We start from the raw sequence: 18,182 nt of genomic DNA on the forward strand, positions 1-18,182 counted from the left end.
GCATGTTATCGCATACGACGCGCCGATCCCATCGCTCTCAGCGCATGCGCACTTCGCGGTTGACGATGTTTTGGGTGAGCGTGCCGTCGAGCGCGCCGATGAGGTTCTCAGCGGCGTTGCGGTTCATTGCATGCCGTGTCTCGTGCGTGGCCGATCCGATGTGCGGCAGCGCGACGACGTTCTTCATCGCGAGGAGCGGCGAATCGACAGGCAGCGGCTCGTGCTGGAATACATCCAGACCGGCGCCGCGGATCGTGCCGTTCTTCAGGGCTTCGATGAGCGCGGCTTCGTCGACGGTCGGTCCGCGCGACGCGTTTATCAGAATCGCGCTTGGCTTCATCGTCTTCAATTCGTTAGCGCCGATGAGACCGCGCGTCTCGGGCGTGAGCGGCACTTGCAGGCAAACGAAGTCGGATTGAGGGAGCAGTTCGTCGAGCGGCACGCGCTTCGCGCCGTAGTCTTTCTCGGCCTGTTCGTTCGGCTGCCGATTGGTGTAGAGCACGTTCATCCGAAAGCCGAGCGCCGCGCGCCGCGCGACTGCCCCGCCGATGCGGCCCAGCCCGACGATACCAAGCGTCTTGCCCTGCACATCGACGCCGAAACAGGCTTCGCCGATGCTTGCCTTCCAGTTGCCTTCCTTGACCCATTCGGCAAGCTCCACGACGCGGCGCGCGCTGGCAAGAATCAGCGCGAATACGGTATCCGCGGTGGATTCGGTGAGCACGTCCGGCGTGTGTGTCAGGACGATGCCGCGGCGCGTGAGGTCGTCGACGTCGAAATTATCGTAGCCTACCGAGACGGTCGATAACGCCTTCAGGCGCGTGGCGCCTTGGAGCATGTCCGGCGTGATTTTCACGCTTGCGCCGATGGCGCCGTCGGCTTCTTTCAGCGCCGCTATGAACGCGGTGTGGTCCTTCGGGTCCACGTTGACGACTTTCGCGTGCGTGCGGAGGTAAGCTTCCACGTCGGGCGGTAAGGGTTTATAGGCTACGATTTTCTTTCGGGTCATGGTCGGTCGGAGTTTGGGTTCGGCCTTTGGCACGCGGAGAGTTTTGGTTGCGGTTCTTGCTCTTGGCTCACTTGACTTGTCTAGCTTACCTAGCTTCGAGTTGCTTCGTACTTCGTGGAACTTGTTCTCGCGCCGAAAACAAGCTCCCCGGAAAACGCATAGATTAAGACCGCAAAACCCCCGAAGCCTGAACAGCGCCCTGAGGCCGAATAGCCAGCGTGAACCAGACAGAAAGCAACAGCGCACCACTCATAAACACGTAAGAGGCCGCCGGCGACCCGGTCGCCCCATTGAGATACCCGACCACGTAAGAACCCACGAACGAGCCCAACGCGCCCATGCTATTGATAAGCGCCATCGCTCCGCCAGCGACATTCTTCGGCAGCAGCTCAGGCACGATCGCAAAGAACGGACCATACGGCGCATACATGGCCGCGCCCGCGATCACGAGCAGCGCGTACGAAGCCCAGAAGTTAGTTGTCCCAAGCAGATACGAACCCGCGAACGCAATTGCGCCAACTAGCAGAAAGGGCCAGACGAATGCCTTGCGCGCCTGCAGCTTGTCGGATGCCCACGAAGCCAGCAGCATCGCAATGGTGGCCGCGAGATACGGCACCGCCGACAGCCAGCCGGTCTCGACCATGCCCAGCGTCGAACCGCTCTTCAAAATCGACGGCAGCCAGAGCACGAACCCGTACACGCCGATGCTCCAGCAGAAATACTGCGCGCACAGCTTGATGACCGCCGGCGACCTGAACGCTTCGCCATAGTTCTTCACCGGCTTGATCGCGGCTTGCTCGGCGCGCAGCGTCGCGTCGAGATCGCGTTTTTCCTGCTCGGACAGCCAGCTCACCTGCGCGGGCTTGTCCTTCACGATGAACCACCAGATCACCGCCCATACGATCGCCGGCAGACCTTCTGCGACGAACATGTGACGCCAGCCGAACGAGTTCACCAGATAGCCCGATACGACCGACATCCATAACACCGTCACCGGATTGCCAAGGATGAGAAACGTATTCGCGCGCGATCGCTCGGATTTCGTAAACCAGTTCGCGATGAAGACGAGCATCGCGGGCATCACCGCGGCCTCGACGATGCCGAGCACGAAGCGAATCGCCATCAGCGACGGAATGTTGCTGACCATGCCCGTCGCCGCCGCGCACGCGCCCCACAGCACGAGGCTCCAGAACACGAGTTTCTTCACGCTGCGGCGCTCAGCGTAGATCGCGCCCGGAATCTGGAAGAAGAAATAGCCGAGAAAGAACAGCGCGCCGATCAGCGACGACAGCCCCTTGCTGATGCCGAGATCCTGATTGATGCCCGCCGCCGAAGCGAAGCCATAGTTCGCGCGGTCCAGATACGCGAGGCTGTACGTGATGAAGACGATCGGCATGATCGCCCACCAGCGGCGTACCGCGAGCGTGGATGTCGTGGATGTGTGCATGTTGTCTCCGAACGCTAGTTTGTCGGTGTCTTGAGATAGCTTGCGACTAGGCTTGCCTGATTGCCGTCTGCCATTGTCAGACGATGATCGCGGCTTGCGCCGTCTTGTCGTTCTTGTCCTGCGCTTCCAGTGCATCGAGCGCCTCGCGCGTCGGCAAGCCTTCGCTGTCGCCGATCACCTGGATCGCCAGCGCGCCGATGCGATTGCCGCGTGCGATCGCATCGCGCACGCTGCGTCCTTCGAGCAGCGCGCTAACGACGCCGACCGCGAACCCATCGCCCGCGCCGACGGTATCGACCACGTTCGTCACCGGCACGCCCGACACCAGGCCCGAATCGCCGGCGGCGGTGCGGAAGTACGCGCCCTGCGCGCCGAGCTTCACGACCACGCCTTTCGCGCCGCGATCGAGATAAAACGCCGCGATGTCTTCGGGCTTCGCGTAACCCGTGAGCGCCAAGCCCTCGCTCACGCCGGGCAACACCCAGTCGGCGAGCGCGGCGAGCGCATTCAGCGACTCGGCCATCGCTTCGCGCGACGGCCATAGCGTCGGGCGCAGGTTCGGATCGAAGGAGATGGATTTGCATGCAGCACGCATTTCGCGGGCCATGTGGAATGCAAGTTCGCGCGAACTCGCGGATATGGCCGGCGCGACGCCCGTCAGATGCAGATGCCGTGCGCCGAGCACGTAGTCGGCGACATAATCATCAACAGACAGATGGCTTGCCGCCGAGCCTTTGCGAAAATATTCGACGGCGGGATCGCTGCCGTCGTCGCATTTGCCCTTCAACTGGAAGCCTGTCGGATAACGTTCGTCGGTGCTCACGCAGCGCGCGTCGATGCCTTCCGCGGCGAGCACGTCGAGCACGTAGCGCCCGAATGAATCGCGGCCGACGCGGCTCATCCAGCCGACCTTGAAACCGAGCCGCGACAAGCCGATCGCGACGTTGAGATCCGCCCCGGCGATGCGCTTCGTGAAGTGGCCGACCGACGCGAGATCGCCCGTGTCGGCGGCGACGAACATCGTCATGGCCTCGCCGTAGGTGACGATGTCCAGAGCTTCGTGCTCGATTTGCATGTTCGATCCTTGCCTTTTGCGTACAAAATTCAAATCAAAAAACGGCAATGCGCGCAACCTGGATCGCGGCGTCGGCTTCGTCGTGAAACGGATACTCGATGCCGCGCGGCACATCCGATGGCAGTCGCGCGAGAAGCGCGGCGAATGCCGCATCGTCGGGGGCCGGTGCAACGGCGAAGCGCCGCGCGCCCTTGCCTTGCGTCGTCTTGCAATGCACGTAGCCGACGTGCGATGCGAGCCGCTCCGCTGCGTCAAGCGGATTCACATCGGCCCAGCGCCAGTTGCCCGTGTCGAAGGTCATCGCGAGACCGGTTTCGGCGGGCAGCGCCGCGAACAGCATTTTGAATGCACTCGGCAGGCCGCCTGCGCGCAGTTGGCCGTTCTCAACGAGGACCCGCGCCCGTGAACCGCCGACGGCGCGCGTGAGCGCATCGAGCGTCGCCGAATCCGTCGCGACGCCGTGCTCGTCGCCGCCGAGTTGCAGTTTGACGATGCGTGCGCCGAGCGCGTGCGCTTCGTCGATGGCGAGTGCAAGCGCGTCGCGATCGAGCGAGCCGTCAGCCGCAAACAGCGTTGCTGGCGTCGAATGCACCGCCCACAATCCAGCAGCGTGGATTCGCTCGCCGAGTTGCGCCAGCGCGTGCAAGCTGACGTCCGCGCACAGTTCGCGACGGACCTCGAAGCCGTCCGCGCCCGAAAGCGCCGCCTTTTCTGCCCACACGGAATGACCGTCGCGGCGGATCGCATCGACGCCGAACGCGCTTGCGACTATCACGACTTCGGTTTTCGCGTTAGTGCTCGACGATCTCATGGAACCGGTTCCATCCTCGCTTACGAAAAAGACGCCGAAGCGCCTCACTGATTCCGCATACTGCGCTTCGGCGGCCGGCTCACGCCATAGTGGAATTCCCTAGCCGGTCACGGTGCGGTCTTCGCAGAGTTCCAAAAAGCGCGCCGCAGCCCGCGATGGCGCCGCGGCGTGCGGCACGAGAATCGAGAAACGGCGCATGAGCGGCTCGGGCGCGATGTGCAGACGCCGCAGCGCACCGTCCTCGTGTCGAATAGACATCGCGGAAACGAAGCCGATGCCCATGCCCGCCCGCACCGCTTCTTTCACGCCCTCGACGCCCGCGATCTCCAGCGCGACGCGCATGCCGACCTCGCGCTCCGCGAACGCCCGCTCGACAATCTGGCGCACGCCGGACCCGCGCTCGCGCAACACGAGCGGATGCGCGCCGATGGCGTCGAGCGTCGCGGTGTCGCGGCCGTCCGCGAGCGGATGGCTGGCGGGAAGAATGGCGACGATCTCATCGTCAAGCCAGGGCGTCACGCCCGCCGCCGGCGGCAGTTCGAGTCCGGCCGGCCCTTCGATGATCGCGACATCCAGCGAGCCGAGCGCCGCGACGATTTCCGCCGTATTGCCGTCGATGGTCGTCACCGCGACCTCTGGATGGCGCTTCTTGAACGCCGCGATCAGGTACGGCAGCAGATAGCTCGCGGGCGTCGTGCTGGCGCCGATGCGCAGCGTGCCGCTTTCCAGTCCCCGCATCGCGTCGCGCAGCGCGTGCGCCTGCTGAAACGTCTCCCGCAACCGCCTGGCGTAATCGAGCACGGCCTCGCCTGCCGGTGTAAGCCTGATGCCGCGTCCGTCGCGCTGATAAAGCGGTTCACCGAATTCATCATTCAAAAGACGAAGCTGACCGGACACCGCGGGTTGGGACAAGTGCAGTGCTATCGCGGCCCGGCTGATATTGCCGTGCTCCGCTACCGTCGCGAAAGTTATCAGTTGGTCGGGGGTCATGTAGCAGAAGTATCAGCTAAGGCTATAGTTTGCATTCTAAATCACGATTTTTCATATGCATATATCGGATTTAGGATAGCGACATTGCTTAACTGCTCAATGAAGGACGCCCGCACCATGTCCACGGTCCAGCCCGGTTCACTTGCCTCCAGTTCGTCCGCACGCGGGCAGCTCAATGGCATTCTTTTTGTCGCACTCTTCGCCGCCGCAGTCACGCGGCTGTCCGCGCTCCCGTTCATCGCCGGGCTCGGAATCAGCCCGTTGATCGTCGGCATCGTGGCGGGCGCGTTGTACGGCAACGCGCTGAAGGACGGCATGCCGCAAAGCTGGGCCGCCGGCGTCAACTTCTCGGCGCGCAAGCTGTTGCGCATCGCCGTGGCGTTCTTCGGACTGCGCGTGAGCTTGCAGGAGATCGCGCAGGTCGGCTTGCCGGGCTTCACCGTGTCGGTGCTCGTCGTCGTGAGCACGCTCGTGATCGGCACCTGGGTCGGCATGAAAGTGATGAAGCTCGACCGCGATACCGCGCTTCTCACGGCGGCAGGCAGTGCGATCTGCGGCGCGGCGGCGGTGCTCGCGTTCGAATCGACGCTGCAATCGAAGCCGCACAAGAGCGCGATGGCGGTCGGCAGTGTCGTGCTGTTCGGCACGCTCTCGATGTTCCTCTATCCGATCGCATTGCATGCAGGCTGGCTGCATCTCGATACGCTCGGCGCAGGGCTCTTTTTTGGCGGCACGATTCACGAAGTCGCGCAGGTCGTCGGCGCGGCGAGCAACGTGAGTCCGGAAGCCACCCATATCGCGACGATCGTCAAGATGACGCGCGTGATGTTGCTGGTGCCGGTGTTGCTGGTCGTTGGCGTGTGGGTCAGCCGGGCGCGCAGCGATGCCGCAACGGGCGCGAACAGTGGCAAAGGCAAGCTGGCGGTGCCGTGGTTCGCGCTGGGCTTTCTCGCGCTCGTCGTCGTGAATTCGCTGCACGTCCTGCCCGATACCGCGACGAGCACGCTCAACACGCTCGACACCTTCGCGCTCACGATGGCGATGACCGCGCTCGGCATGGAAACGCGCATCGCGCAGATTCGGGAAGCCGGCCCCCGTGCCATCGCGACCGGCGCGATTCTCTATGCATGGCTGATCGGCGGCGGTCTGGCGATCACGTATGGCGTCGAGCGGCTCTTCGGCTGAGCCACGTCTTAGCGTGCAAGGGCGGCGTTCACATGGACTAACGCCGTAATGCGGAAGGTTTCGGCTTAAGCGCCGTGGGGCTGAGTTCTGGACATCACAGGACTCAGCCCTTTTTGTTCTAGGCCGACGCAGTGTCATGATGCTAATGCGCTGATTGCCATGAATCTCCCTTTGCGACGGCGGAGCGAAAGTCGCCGCGCCCGACATGAAGGCGCGCTTGCCTCCTAGTTGCCGGTTGCCAAAACGGAGAATACGTCGTGCCGCGGCTGCGTTCTTCGCGAGTTGCCATCGTCGATACGAAGCCCGACCCGAAAAGGCCGGTCATCGTCAAGACGATCGAACGTGAAGAGCTTGCCGCGAAAACCGGCTATACGCGGCCACACACCGTTCATGCGGACCGGGCGGCATCTATGTCACCGCGCGTGTCAACGCCGAAGGCAAAGAGCCCGGCGGCGTGCTGCTGCTCGATCAACAGAGTTCTGAGTCAGCGGCAGCTGCGGCCATGACGTTGTATGCCTCAGCGACTGCCTGCAAAGCGGTGAGGTCTGCCATGCACGACAGACAGAGACTCCCTCTAACGCGTCGTCTCTTGCGTAACAACATGAGTGCGAAAACACGTGAAACGTACGGTCATCGCTGTGGCTCGCATTGGCTGCTGCGACCGCTATGGCTTGTAGCGGTGCGATAAATCACGACATCAACTCGTCGATCTTAAATAGCGGCACACCGAGGCCGCACAATCGGCCCGACGCGATGAGTTCGGTGGCCACATGAAAAAGCCAAGCAGTTGCTGAAGCAGGCTCACGCTGGACTCAAAAGGCAGCGGGCTCGCCGCGTATAACCACTAAGCGATCCGTTCAAGGCTCGCTGACTGTTGGGAAACGGTCCTGAAAGCCGCCCGCCTGATCCGTTGATGAACGCGTTGCGGCTCGCCGGAAGTGCAGCGCGGTGCCCCCGCGAATCAAAGGGCGCGCCGCTTCAACCGACCATCGGCAAGCAAGCTCGCCTGTCATCCGTTAGTAAAGCTAATGATTACACAAATACCGCCCGAAGGCGGCCTTCTACGTCTTTCGCCTGCGTATCAACCAAGCCGAAGCGCCTGCTCGAAATCCGCGACGAGATCGTCGATTTCCTCGATGCCCGCCGACAGCCGGATCATGCCGTCGGAAATATCCATCGCCTTGCGCGTGTCTGCGCCTGCTTCGAAGAAAATAGTCGGCGCAACAGGAATGATGAGCGTGCGCGTATCGCCGAGACCCGTCGCCTTAACCGGCAGTTGCAAGGCGTTGATCACCTCGATCATTCTGTCCGGATTGCGCAATTCGAACGAGAGCAGCCACGAGTTGCTCTTGAACAACGACTTCGCGATGCCATACTGCGGATGACTTTCGAGCCCTGGATAGAACACGCGGCCGATAGCCTCGTGCCCCTCAAGAAAGCGCGCGAGCGCAAGCGCGTTGTCGCTGCACTTCGTCACGCGCAGCGCGAGCGTCTCGGCACCTAGCGCGATCTGATGCGCCTGCTCCGACGACAACGCCGCGCCCATATCGCGCAGTCCCTTCTTGCGAATCTGCAATAGCGCCTGCTCCTTGGGACCGGCACGGCGGTAGTCGTCCGCGATATTCGGGTATTGGCTCCAGTCGAAAAGCCCTGTGTCCGTGACCGCACCGCCGAGCGCCGCGCCATGACCCGCAATGGTCTTCGTCAGCGAGTTCACGACGAGGCTCGCACCGACGCTTTTCGGCTTGAAGAGCGCAGGCGACGTGATGGTGTTATCGACCACGTAAGCAAGTCCGCGCTCGCGGCACAGCTCGCCGATTCCCAGCAGATCCGGCACCTGCGTGCCCGGATTCGCGATCGTCTCGACAAAGACCATGCGCGTTTTCGGCGTGACGGCCTCGGCGACATGTTCTCGCGTGCTCGCATCCACTGTCGTCACCTCGATACCGAGCGTGCGAAGCGTGTTGAACAGGCTATTCGTGTTGCCGAACACATAGCGGCTCGCGACGAGATGGTCGCCCGCGCGCAGAAGCGTCAGGAACACGGCGGTGATCGCGGCCATGCCGGTGCTGAAGCATATCGAACCGACGCCTTCCTCGAGCATCGTCACCTTGCGCTCGAGCGCCGCCGTGGTCGGCGTGCCCTGGCGCGCGTAGTTGTAGCCGCCCTTCTTCGTGCCCTGGAATACACCGATCAGATCTTCGACGCGCTCGAACCCGTACTGAACCGATGTATGGATCGGTTGCCGCAAGCCGCCATGTTCGACGCCGGCGTTTCGGTCGCCGTGAACGATGCCCGTGGTGAAGCCTTGCTTGTCCATCCCTTCTCCGCTTCCGTGTCGATATCGCTTGCATGCTGTATGCCGCGTGATGTAGGCGGCATGCAAAAGACCATTCTACACCGGCACTTTTTCGCCGTTCGGCGGTTTAGCGCGGGAATAGCCGTTGCTCGGATTGCGCTCTGTGTCCGCTCGCAACGTGCTTCAATAGCAGAAACGCCGCACGTTGCCGCTTCCGGCATGATTTGACGAGGAGCTCACGCATGGCTTACGAACTCTACTATTGGGATGGCTTACAGGGCCGCGGCGAATTCGTGCGGCTCGCACTGGAGGATGCGGGCGCCGAGTACATCGACGTCGCCCGCGAGTCAAAGAAAAGCGGCTACGGCATGGACGCCATGATGAAGCTGCTGAACAGCAAGACCGAGCCGCACATTCCGTTTGCGCCGCCGTTTCTGAAGGACGGCGAACTCATCGTGCCGCACGTCGCGAACATCCTGCTCTATCTCGGCCCGAAGCTGAATCTTGCGCCGAAAGACGAAGCCTTGCGCCATGTCGCGCACGGGCTGCAACTGACCATCGCAGACTTCGTCGCCGAAGTGCACGACACGCATCATCCGCTCGCCACCGATCTGTATTACGAAGACCAGAAAGACGCCGCGAAGATTCGCACGAAGAACTTCATCGAGAAGCGCGTACCGAAATTCATCGGCTATTTCGAGCGCGTGCTCAAGCAGAACGCCGACGGCGACACGCAGATGATCGGCGACGCCATCACGTATGTCGATCTCTCGATGTTCCAGATCGTCGAGGGTTTGCATTATGCATTCCCTCGCGCGATGAAGACGTTCGCGAAACACTATCCGCGCGTTGCGGCGCTGCACGACGCGGTGCGCGAACGGCCGAACATCGCGGCGTACGTCGATTCGGAGCGGCGCATTGCATTCAATGAATCGGGCATTTTCCGGCACTACCCCGAGCGGGATCAGGACGCGCACTGACATGTGTTCTCACGACATCAACCTCATGACAAGGAGCCAGCATGGTTGAATCTATTCCTTCTTTCGGTCTAGGCACGTTTCGCGTCGATGCCGACAAAACCACGCACGCCGTCAAGAGCGCGCTGCAGATCGGCTATCGCCACATCGATACCGCGCAGTTCTATAACAACGAAGCCGCCGTCGGCCAGGGCGTGCGCGACTCGGGCATTTCACGCGACGATATCTGGGTCACGACGAAAGTCTGGTGGGACCGCCTCGCGCATGACAAGCTGATCGCGAGCCTGAATGACAGTCACGCGAAGCTCGATATCGGCACCATCGACCTGGCGCTCGTGCACTGGCCGTCGCCCGATGGCGCGGTGCCCATCGCCGAGACGCTCGGCGCGATGCAGGAAGCACAGAAGCTCGGCCTGATCCGTCATTACGGCGTGTCGAACTTCACCGCGCCGCTGCTCGAAGAGGCGTTGAATGCGCCCGGCGGCCGCGAGATCGTGACGAATCAGATCGAGGTGAGCCCGTTCCTCGCGAACCGCCCGCTCGTGGAAGCGACGCAGCGGCTCGGCGTGAAAGTCACCGCTTACATGCCGCTCGGCGAAGGCCGCGCGCACAACGACACCACCATCAAGGCGATCGCCGCCAAACACGGCGCGACGCCCGCGCAGGTCACGTTCGCGTGGCTGCTCGCACGCGACATCGTGGTGCTGTCGGCATCGACCAATCCGGAGCACCAGCAAAGCAACTGGGACGCGCAAAAACTCAAGCTCGATTCCGACGACATCGCCAGGATCGACAAGCTCGACGAAGGCAAGCGCAACGCGAATCCGTCGTTTGCGCCGAAGTGGTAGGAAGCCGTTGGAGCTTCAAGCCCGGTCCGCGATAGCGAGCCGGGCTTTTTTGTCGGCGCGCGAGCCGCCGGGCTGGCCCGCAATGCTATTCTTGCGGCGCCCTTATTCCATCTGCTTCTAAGCTATCCACGCTTACAGCTAACCGACCCGTGCTCTCGTTTCTGCTCAAGCTGCGCACGTACGCGCAACAACTGTTTCGTCTGTCGGACTCGCACACCATGCTCATCTGGGCGGTGGTCGTCGGCGTGGCGGGCGCGTTTGCGACGACCGTGTTTCGCGGAGGCATCGCGCTGTCGCAGCGGCTGTTGGGCAATCACTCGGAGGGACTCGTCGCGCTCGCGACAATGCTGCCGTGGCCGATGCGCGTCGCGCTGCCGGCCGCGGGCGGACTCGTCGCGGGCTTTTGCCTGATCGCCGCGCGGCGGCACGCAAAAAAGCAGGCGAACGCCGATTACATGGAAGCCGTGACCATCGGCGACGGCGCCGTGCCGGTGTCGCAGACCGTGTGGCGGAGCCTGTCGTCGCTTTTCACGATCACGAGCGGCGGCTCCATCGGCCGGGAGGGGTCGATGGTGCAACTGGCCGCGCTCGCCTCCTCGCTGATCGGCCGATGGGTTCACTTCGATCCGCCGCGCCTGCGCCTGCTGGTCGCGTGCGGCGCGGCGGCGGGCATCACGTCGGCGTACAACGCGCCGATTGCGGGCGCCTTCTTCGTCACCGAAATCGTGCTCGGCTCGATGGCGATGGAAAGCTTCGGGCCCATTGTCGTCTCGTCGGTCGTCGCGAACATCACGATGCGCGAGTTCGCCGGCTACCGGCCGCCCTACGAGATGCCGGTGTTTCCGACCATCGCGGGCGTCGAAGTGCTGCTCTTCGTGGTGCTCGGCCTCTTGTGCGGTGCGCTCGCGCCGCAATTTCTGCGGCTGCTCGCGGCGTCGAAGCGGCGCTTCGCGCTGTTGCCGCTGCCGTTGCCGGTGCGGCTTGCGCTCGGCGGACTGATCGTCGGCGTGATTTCGGTCTGGTGGCCGGAAGTCTGGGGCAACGGCTACGAAGTCGTGAACTCGCTGCTGCATCATCCGTGGACGTGGACGCCGCTGCTCACCGTGCTCGTCTTCAAGACCATCGCGACGGCGGCGACCGCGGGCTCCGGCGCGGTCGGCGGCATTTTCACGCCAACGCTCTTCGTGGGCGCGGTGCTCGGCTGTCTCTTCGGGATGGCCGCGCACGGCATCTGGCCGCATTCCACGTCGGCGCCGTTCGCCTACGCGATGGTCGGCATGGGCGCCTTCCTCGCCGCCGCCACGCACGCGCCGCTCATGGCGATCCTGATGATCTTCGAAATGACGCTCTCGTATCAGGTCGTGCTGCCGCTGATGCTCTCGTGCGTCGTCGCTTACTTCATTGCGCGCACGTCGGAGCAGACCTCGATGTACGAAGTCACGCTGCGCCGCACGCGCGAGGAGAAAGAGCGCCTGCGCCTCGCCGCGACGCAGATGCGCGAGCTCGTCAAACCCGCCGATACGGTCGTGCCGCTCACGGCGAATGTGAAGGACATGACGCGCGTGTTTCTCGAATATCCGGTGAAATATCTGTACGTGGTCGACGAAGCCGGGCGCTTTCGCGGCGTCGTCGCGCTGAAGGACATCACGTCGGATCTGCTCGATGCGCGCGACACCGCGACGAAGACCGCCGCCGACTATCTTCAGCCGCAGTTCGACGTGCTCACGCCCGACATGGCGCTCGGCGAGGCGCTGCAGCACTTCCTCGCGTTCCAAGGCGAACGGCTGCCGGTGATCGAGCGCAAAGCCGAGCCGCTTCTGCTCGGCGTCGTGTACAAGACGTCGCTTCTGGACGCATACTTCCGTTTGAACCCGACATCGCGCTGAAACTGCGCGGCCGTGCAAATTCGCGGCTCGCAACTTCGGGAAACCTCGCATCCGAACGGCGAGTGGCGAGTTCACGCATCACTCGAACTATGGTCGCGCGACGCCCGTTGGTCGCGCCCGTGCGCAACCAGGCGCCATGCCCCGGACGCACGGAACGCACGCGGAAACGCTATCGGCATAAGCTTTGCTTGATGCTTTTCGCTGCTTTACGTGAGGAGGGGTTGCCCGATGAAGACCTCAACGTTGTTGTCGATGGCGCTGGTTTCCGTGTCCTGCTATGCCGCGCCGTTGCATACGAGTTCGACGGACTCGGCGGTCGCTTCGGCGACCCGCGCCGCGCTGCGCGTGAATGCCGGGCCCGTCTCGCCGCCCGCGCCGGATGTCACCGCGCAGAATCTCGATCATGCCCATTGGCGTCATGTGCCGCTGCCGAAATCCCGCGCGCCCCGTCACGGCATGGCAAGCCAGACGATTCAGGTGCTGACCTGACTGCCCTCCACCCTACAATCAACGGATTCGACGATGACCGACAAGCCCGCAGAGAACCATCTTCTGAACGACGAGCCGATCGACGACGAAATCGCGCAGACGCTGCGCATGGTGCAGTTTCCGGCGAACAAGGATGCGCTCGTCGAAGCGGCGCGGCAGGCGGGCGCGAGCAACGATGTCATCAATGTGTTCGATGGGCTGCCCGAGCAGGATTATGCGGACGCGGATTCGGTCGAGCGGTTGCTGGGGAGTAATGGAGGGCCGGGGATTTCGGTTTGAGGGTGGTTGCGGCGCGGTGCGTGGAGGGAAAAAGACGCGCCACGTTCGTTATCTGTTGAGTTGGTACGTCAACTTTGGCTTTGCGAAAGTACGCGCTAGTCCGCGTTATGAGCGCACGCCTCGCCGTCGCTCAGAAAGCAACGTTCATCGCCGTAGGCAGCAGGGCAAGTGCGATTTCCCGCTACGCGCCCGATCCATTCAAGTGTCGACCAAGCAGCGAAGCAGCGCGAAACCTATCCACAAAAACCGTGCACCACCCTGTTGATAACCCGCCGAGAACTGCGTTAAGTCCTTGACGCCGAAGCCAAACCGACGCGCGCGTCGGAATGCGTCACGCTTGGACGGGGCAATCAACTCGCCCCCACGTCGCAAGAACATCAACTCCCACGATACTGCGCCGCACTCGCCCCGGCCGGCGCCGCCGGCTTCCTGGGCGCCTTGTCAGCCGCCCCTGCCCCCACCGCACCCGACGACATATAAGCCGGCGCCGCCTTGGCCTTCTCCTTTTGCCCGGCCGGCGGCGCGGTCGGCGGCTTCTGAATGTCGGCGAGCATCTGCGCGCACGGCAGCGGTTTGTTGTTGCTCGGCGCGATGAGCGGAATCAGCGCCGCGAACGGGTTGATGAGCCCAAGACCCACCGCCGCCCCGCCGCGCACCGCCAGCGCCCCGACATTCACGCCCACTTTCGGATCCTTGAACGTTCCCTTCACGTACAACGGCGAGCGCAGCGAGAAAATGCGAAAGCCCTTCGTATGCGGATGTATGCCGAGATCCATGTCCTCGGTCTTCAGGTTGATGGTGCCATCGACGTTGATCACTGCATCGTCCGTATCGAGCGCGAACACGCGCGAATCCAGCACGCCGTTCGTCACCACGAAGTCGGCCGCCGCGCAATTTATCTTCACGTCGCGGTTGCCGAAGAGCTTCTCGTAGACCACGTTCGCCACGTTCAGACCCGCCGCCTCCATGTACAGCCGACTCACCGTGCCCTGCGTGATGAGCGCCTTCACTTCGCCGTTCGAACTCGCGGCAAGCGCCGCCGGCGAATTGCCGGTCGCGGACAGCGCGGCGTCGCCGTTCACTTCGCCGAGCGCGGATTGCATCGTCTTGATGGTCGGGAAAAGCTGCTTCAGTTTCAGATGCCGCGCCTCCGCCGACACCTTGCCCTTGAGCGGCGCGTCGCTGCCGTCAAGATGAATATTGGATGCAAACGTGCCGCCCGCGACGCCGAACTTGAGCGGTTCGAGCGAGAGCACGCCGTCCTTCATCACGACATGCGTGTAGAGATCCGTGATCGGCAGCTTCGGGTCCTTGATGATGCGCTGGCCGGTGAATTTCACGTCGGCGTCGATCGCCTTCCAGCGGTCCGTCTTGAATTCCTCCGTCGGCAGCGCCTTGGCCGACGGCTGCTTCTTCGTCTCGCCGCGCTTCTCCTTGCTCGCGTTCGAGTCCGCGCCGATGATCGGCGCAAGATCCGAGAACTGCAGCAAGTGCGAAACGAGGTCGCCCTGCAAAAGCGGCCGCGGCTTTCTGGCCGCATAGACGAGCGAGCCGTTCAGGTCGCTGCCGCCCACGCGTCCGGTGAAGTTCTCGTAATGGAAGACGTTGCCCTCTTCCCTGAACTGTCCGGTCAGGCGGCCTTCGGTCGCGAACGGCGGCGTGTCCGGCAGCGTGACGCCGGTGAACGGATACAGATGCGCCATGCTGACCGCCTGCACCCAGAGCCGCAGATCGACCGCCGCGAGATGCGCGGGATCGGTCACGGTGCCGACGAATGCAATATGCGTATCGCCGAGCCGCACATCGGCCTGAACGGGAAACGGGCGCTGCGCGTCCTGCACCGCGAGCACACCGCCGAGCTTGCCTTCGCCCGACACCTTGCCGTTGTTGTACGTGCCCTTCGCGGTCCAGCCGAACGCATACGGCGGAATCGGCGGCTTAGGCGCATTCTTGGTCGTGATGCTCTTGTTCGCGGATGTGGTCGCCGGGTTCGGCGCCGATGCATTCGCGGCCGCAGCCGCGGACGCCGCCGATGCAGCCGACGCTTCCGAAGCCGCCGCCGCATCCGCCTGCTTGCTGAGCTTGGCCGCCCCGCCCTTGCCGACCATCTCCGCCGACGATTTCGTCGATGCCGCTTCCTGCTGCTTCATCACGTCGCCGATCGGCACCGGCTGGCCGAGCGTATCCACGACGATGTCCATGTCGGCCTTGGTCACTTCGTCATGGACGCCGATCGTGCCTTTCGCGAGCGAAATGTCGCCGAGCTTCAGGTTCCATGTCGAAGGCTGGCTCGACTGCTTGAACTTGAACGTCCAGTTGTTGCGCTTGTCCTTCAGCCGTTCGATGTCGATGGACGGATTCACGAGGTTGATCGTCGGAATCTCGATGTTGTGCGCGAGAAGCGGCAGCACGGCCACCTGGAAGTCGATTTCGTCGAGCGTCGCGAAGTGCTGCTGGCGCGCCCAGTCCGGATTCGCGATGGTGATCTTCTCGGCGGAAAAGCGCGGCCACGGCACCCAACGCTTCCAGCCGGTTTCGTTCGGCGGACGGCGCCAGCCGACCTTGAGATCGCCCGTGATCTGAAACTGGCGGCCGATCGCCTGCGAGACCTTGTCGTCGATCCAGGGCCGCAGCCGGTTCCAGTCGAAGGTCAGGAACGCGATCACCAGCACGGCGATCAGGATCGCGAGAATGGCGAAGAACCATGCTGCGATCTTTCCGATTTTTCCGGCGGTGCGGGCTTGCGCCATGACCTCTCCATCCGTTTCTTCTGATTCACTTCGCGCCAGCATGAGATGTGCCCGCTTGTGTCCCGCCGCGCCCGCGTAAGATGACGCCACGTTGAACTTCGCACCGATCCAATCGATGGCTTACGAGACACCGCTCGTCGCAGCGACGGGCGTCGCGCGCCGCGACGCGCTGCGCGGCACGGTACTGCTGCATCCCACCGACTTCACGCTGCATGCCGGCGAACGCGTGGCCATCACCGGCCCTTCGGGGTCGGGCAAGAGCGTGTTTCTGCGCACGCTCGCGCTGCTCGATCCGTGCGATGCCGGCGTCGTCACGTGGCGCGGCGAGCGCATCGAACGGGCGGGGATTCCGGCGTATAGGCGGCGCGTGGCGTATATCGCGCAACGTCCCGCCATGCTCGACGGCACCGTGGAAGACAACCTGCGCTATCCCTACACGCTGAAAACCTATCGCGACGTCCATTTCGATCGCGAAGCCGCCGCGCGTCTTGCGCACGCAGCCGGACGCAGCGCCGATTTCCTCGACAAGCTCGCAAGCGAGCTGTCCGGCGGCGAAGCGCAGATCGCCGCGTTCGTGCGCGTGCTGCAACTCGCACCCGATGTGCTTCTGCTCGACGAGCCGACCGCATCGCTCGATCCCGCGTCGGTGCGCGCCATCGAGGCGCTCGTCGGCGCATGGTTCGACGGCGGCAACGAGCCTCGGGCGCGCGCGTGCATCTGGGTATCGCATGACCACGAGCAGGCGCGCCGCGTGGCCGGGCGCCAACTCTCCATGACGGCGGGCACGCTCACCGAAACGGTGGAGGCGCTGTGAGCGGCTATCAGAACCTGAGCCTCGTCGATATCGGGCTCGCGGCGGCGCTGATCGTCGTCAACGGGGCGCTCTCAGTCGCGCTCGACCTCGGGCTGGAACGGCGGCTTCTGATCGCGGCGGTACGCACCGTCGTGCAACTGCTTTTCATCGGCTACGTGCTGGGCTGGGTCTTCGCGTTCAGCCGCTGGTACGTCGTGCTGCCGCTGATGGTGCTGATGACCGTCATCGCGGGATTCGCGGCGTCGGGGCGCGGGCGGCGCACGTATGCCGGTCAGCGCGTGGACAGCATCGTGTCGATCTGGGGCAGTTCGTGGGTGATCGGCGCGTTCGGCCTCTTCGCCGTGATCCGCATTCATCCGTGGTACGAGCCGCAGTACACGATCCCGATTCTCGGCATGGTGCTCGGTAACACGCTGACGGGCGTGTCGCTCGGCATCGAACGGATGACAGAAGAACTGACCGCCGGACGCGCGGCGGTCGAGATGTCGCTCGCGCTCGGCGCGACGCGCTGGGAAGCGGCGAAAGGACCTGCGCGCCAGGCGGTGCGCGCGGGCATGATTCCGACGCTCAACCAGATGGCCGTGGTCGGTCTCGTGAGCTTGCCCGGCATGATGACCGGGCAAGTGCTGGCGGGCCAGTCGCCGTTGCAGGCGGTGCGCTATCAGATCGTCATCATGTTTCTGATCGCGGCGGCGTCCGGGCTGGGCGTCGTGATGGCCGTGGTGATGACGTACCGGCGGCTCTTTTCCCCGGACCACCGCTTCGTGGCGTCGAAGCTGATCGAGCGCCACGCGAAGAAGCGCAGCGTGTGATCATTCGCCGCGATACGCGCGCTCCAGTTCGGCGATATCCAGCTTGATCATGCTCATCATCGCCCGCATCGTGCGGTCGGCTTTCGCCGCATCGGGGTCCTGAAGCATCGAGCGCAAGCGCGACGGCGCGATCTGCCACGTCACGCCGAAGCGGTCCGTCACCCAGCCGCACGCGAGCGCCTGCCCGCCGTCGAGCAGCTTGTCCCAGTACCGGTCGATCTCGTCCTGGCTGTCGCAGCTGACGAACATTGAAATGGCGGGCGTGAACGCGAACTGCGAGCCGCCGTTGATTGCCATGAATGCCTCGCCGTCGAGTTCGAACAGCACGGCAAGCACGCTGCCCGCTGGGCCCGGGCTCGCTTCCGTATGGCGCATGGTTTCGGTGATGCGCGCGTTGTTGAACACGGTGAGATAGAAGTCGACGGCCTCTTGCGCATTGCCGTCCTGGAACCACAAGCAGGGCGATATCTTCTGCATGAGCGTTGCTCCTTGTCGGATTGGGAAACCGCTT

The 18,182-nt window shown here is 63.5% G+C and carries 17 protein-coding genes; 9 read left to right on the plus strand and 8 right to left on the minus strand.

Annotation, left to right across the window (positions count from 1 at the left end; translation table 11 throughout):
* Nucleotides 1-37: 37 nt before the first annotated feature.
* The 5 genes from GV035_RS17605 to GV035_RS17625 all read right to left on the minus strand — a co-directional run bounded on the left by GV035_RS17605 (nucleotide 38) and on the right by GV035_RS17625 (nucleotide 5,332).
* Nucleotides 38-1,009 (minus strand): 2-hydroxyacid dehydrogenase, encoded by a 972-nt coding sequence (locus GV035_RS17605; protein ID WP_159836290.1) that lies wholly within the window; start codon nucleotides 1,007-1,009, stop codon nucleotides 38-40.
* Between the two features lie 163 nt (nucleotides 1,010-1,172).
* A complete protein-coding gene (locus tag GV035_RS17610) occupies nucleotides 1,173-2,456 on the minus strand; it encodes an MFS transporter (RefSeq protein ID WP_159836291.1) in 1,284 nt (427 codons plus the stop codon).
* 76 nt (nucleotides 2,457-2,532) lie between these two features.
* Nucleotides 2,533-3,531 carry a sugar kinase gene (locus tag GV035_RS17615; RefSeq protein WP_159836292.1) on the minus strand — a complete coding sequence of 333 codons (999 nt, stop codon included), beginning with the start codon at nucleotides 3,529-3,531 and terminating at the stop codon, nucleotides 2,533-2,535.
* A 34-nt stretch (nucleotides 3,532-3,565) separates the two neighbouring features.
* Complete coding sequence (locus tag GV035_RS17620) at nucleotides 3,566-4,342, minus strand: sugar phosphate isomerase/epimerase family protein (RefSeq protein ID WP_159836293.1); 777 nt, start codon at nucleotides 4,340-4,342, stop codon at nucleotides 3,566-3,568.
* 99 nt (nucleotides 4,343-4,441) lie between these two features.
* Nucleotides 4,442-5,332: a LysR family transcriptional regulator gene (locus tag GV035_RS17625; RefSeq protein ID WP_159836294.1), complete on the minus strand. Its 891-nt coding sequence runs from the start codon at nucleotides 5,330-5,332 to the stop codon at nucleotides 4,442-4,444.
* A 117-nt stretch (nucleotides 5,333-5,449) separates the two neighbouring features.
* On the opposite strand from GV035_RS17625, the gene GV035_RS17630 reads away from it, so the two are divergent.
* Complete coding sequence (locus GV035_RS17630; RefSeq protein ID WP_159836295.1) at nucleotides 5,450-6,517, plus strand: YeiH family protein; 1,068 nt, start codon at nucleotides 5,450-5,452, stop codon at nucleotides 6,515-6,517.
* A gap of 257 nt (nucleotides 6,518-6,774) precedes the next feature.
* A complete protein-coding gene (locus GV035_RS17635; RefSeq protein ID WP_442859568.1) occupies nucleotides 6,775-7,023 on the plus strand; it encodes a selenium-binding protein SBP56-related protein in 249 nt (82 codons plus the stop codon).
* A 575-nt stretch (nucleotides 7,024-7,598) separates the two neighbouring features.
* Here GV035_RS17635 and GV035_RS17640 read toward each other — a convergent pair.
* Entirely contained in the window at nucleotides 7,599-8,837 is a 1,239-nt protein-coding gene (locus tag GV035_RS17640; protein WP_159836296.1) for a cystathionine gamma-synthase family protein, read from the minus strand.
* A gap of 221 nt (nucleotides 8,838-9,058) precedes the next feature.
* Between GV035_RS17640 and GV035_RS17645 the strand changes: the two genes are divergently transcribed.
* The 5 genes from GV035_RS17645 to GV035_RS17665 all read left to right on the plus strand — a co-directional run bounded on the left by GV035_RS17645 (nucleotide 9,059) and on the right by GV035_RS17665 (nucleotide 13,295).
* A complete protein-coding gene (locus GV035_RS17645) occupies nucleotides 9,059-9,796 on the plus strand; it encodes a glutathione S-transferase (RefSeq protein WP_159836297.1) in 738 nt (245 codons plus the stop codon).
* Nucleotides 9,797-9,837: 41 nt separating this feature from the next.
* Complete coding sequence (locus GV035_RS17650; protein ID WP_159836298.1) at nucleotides 9,838-10,641, plus strand: aldo/keto reductase; 804 nt, start codon at nucleotides 9,838-9,840, stop codon at nucleotides 10,639-10,641.
* A gap of 149 nt (nucleotides 10,642-10,790) precedes the next feature.
* Entirely contained in the window at nucleotides 10,791-12,527 is a 1,737-nt protein-coding gene (locus tag GV035_RS17655) for a ClcB-like voltage-gated chloride channel protein (RefSeq protein WP_159836299.1), read from the plus strand.
* Nucleotides 12,528-12,755: 228 nt separating this feature from the next.
* Complete coding sequence (locus tag GV035_RS17660) at nucleotides 12,756-13,016, plus strand: hypothetical protein (protein WP_159836300.1); 261 nt, start codon at nucleotides 12,756-12,758, stop codon at nucleotides 13,014-13,016.
* Nucleotides 13,017-13,049: 33 nt separating this feature from the next.
* On the plus strand, nucleotides 13,050-13,295 hold the full coding sequence (locus GV035_RS17665; protein WP_159836301.1) for a DUF2795 domain-containing protein: 246 nt from the start codon (nucleotides 13,050-13,052) through the stop codon (nucleotides 13,293-13,295).
* Nucleotides 13,296-13,672: 377 nt separating this feature from the next.
* Here GV035_RS17665 and GV035_RS17670 read toward each other — a convergent pair whose 3' ends face one another.
* Nucleotides 13,673-16,045 (minus strand): AsmA family protein, encoded by a 2,373-nt coding sequence (locus GV035_RS17670; protein WP_159836302.1) that lies wholly within the window; start codon nucleotides 16,043-16,045, stop codon nucleotides 13,673-13,675.
* Nucleotides 16,046-16,160: 115 nt separating this feature from the next.
* Between GV035_RS17670 and GV035_RS17675 the strand changes: the two genes are divergently transcribed.
* Together GV035_RS17675 and GV035_RS17680 are read left to right on the plus strand one after the other, a co-directional pair.
* Entirely contained in the window at nucleotides 16,161-16,859 is a 699-nt protein-coding gene (locus tag GV035_RS17675) for an ABC transporter ATP-binding protein (protein WP_159836303.1), read from the plus strand.
* Entirely contained in the window at nucleotides 16,856-17,671 is an 816-nt protein-coding gene (locus tag GV035_RS17680; RefSeq protein WP_159836304.1) for an ABC transporter permease, read from the plus strand. Before GV035_RS17675 ends, GV035_RS17680 begins: the two co-directional genes overlap by 4 nt.
* On the opposite strand, the gene GV035_RS17685 is transcribed toward GV035_RS17680, so the two are convergent.
* Nucleotides 17,672-18,148 (minus strand): VOC family protein, encoded by a 477-nt coding sequence (locus GV035_RS17685; RefSeq protein ID WP_159836305.1) that lies wholly within the window; start codon nucleotides 18,146-18,148, stop codon nucleotides 17,672-17,674. It lies immediately after the preceding gene.
* Nucleotides 18,149-18,182 lie beyond the last annotated feature (34 nt).

The sequence above is a fragment of the Burkholderia sp. 8Y genome (assembly GCF_902506145.1).
Classification (GTDB): domain Bacteria; phylum Pseudomonadota; class Gammaproteobacteria; order Burkholderiales; family Burkholderiaceae; genus Caballeronia.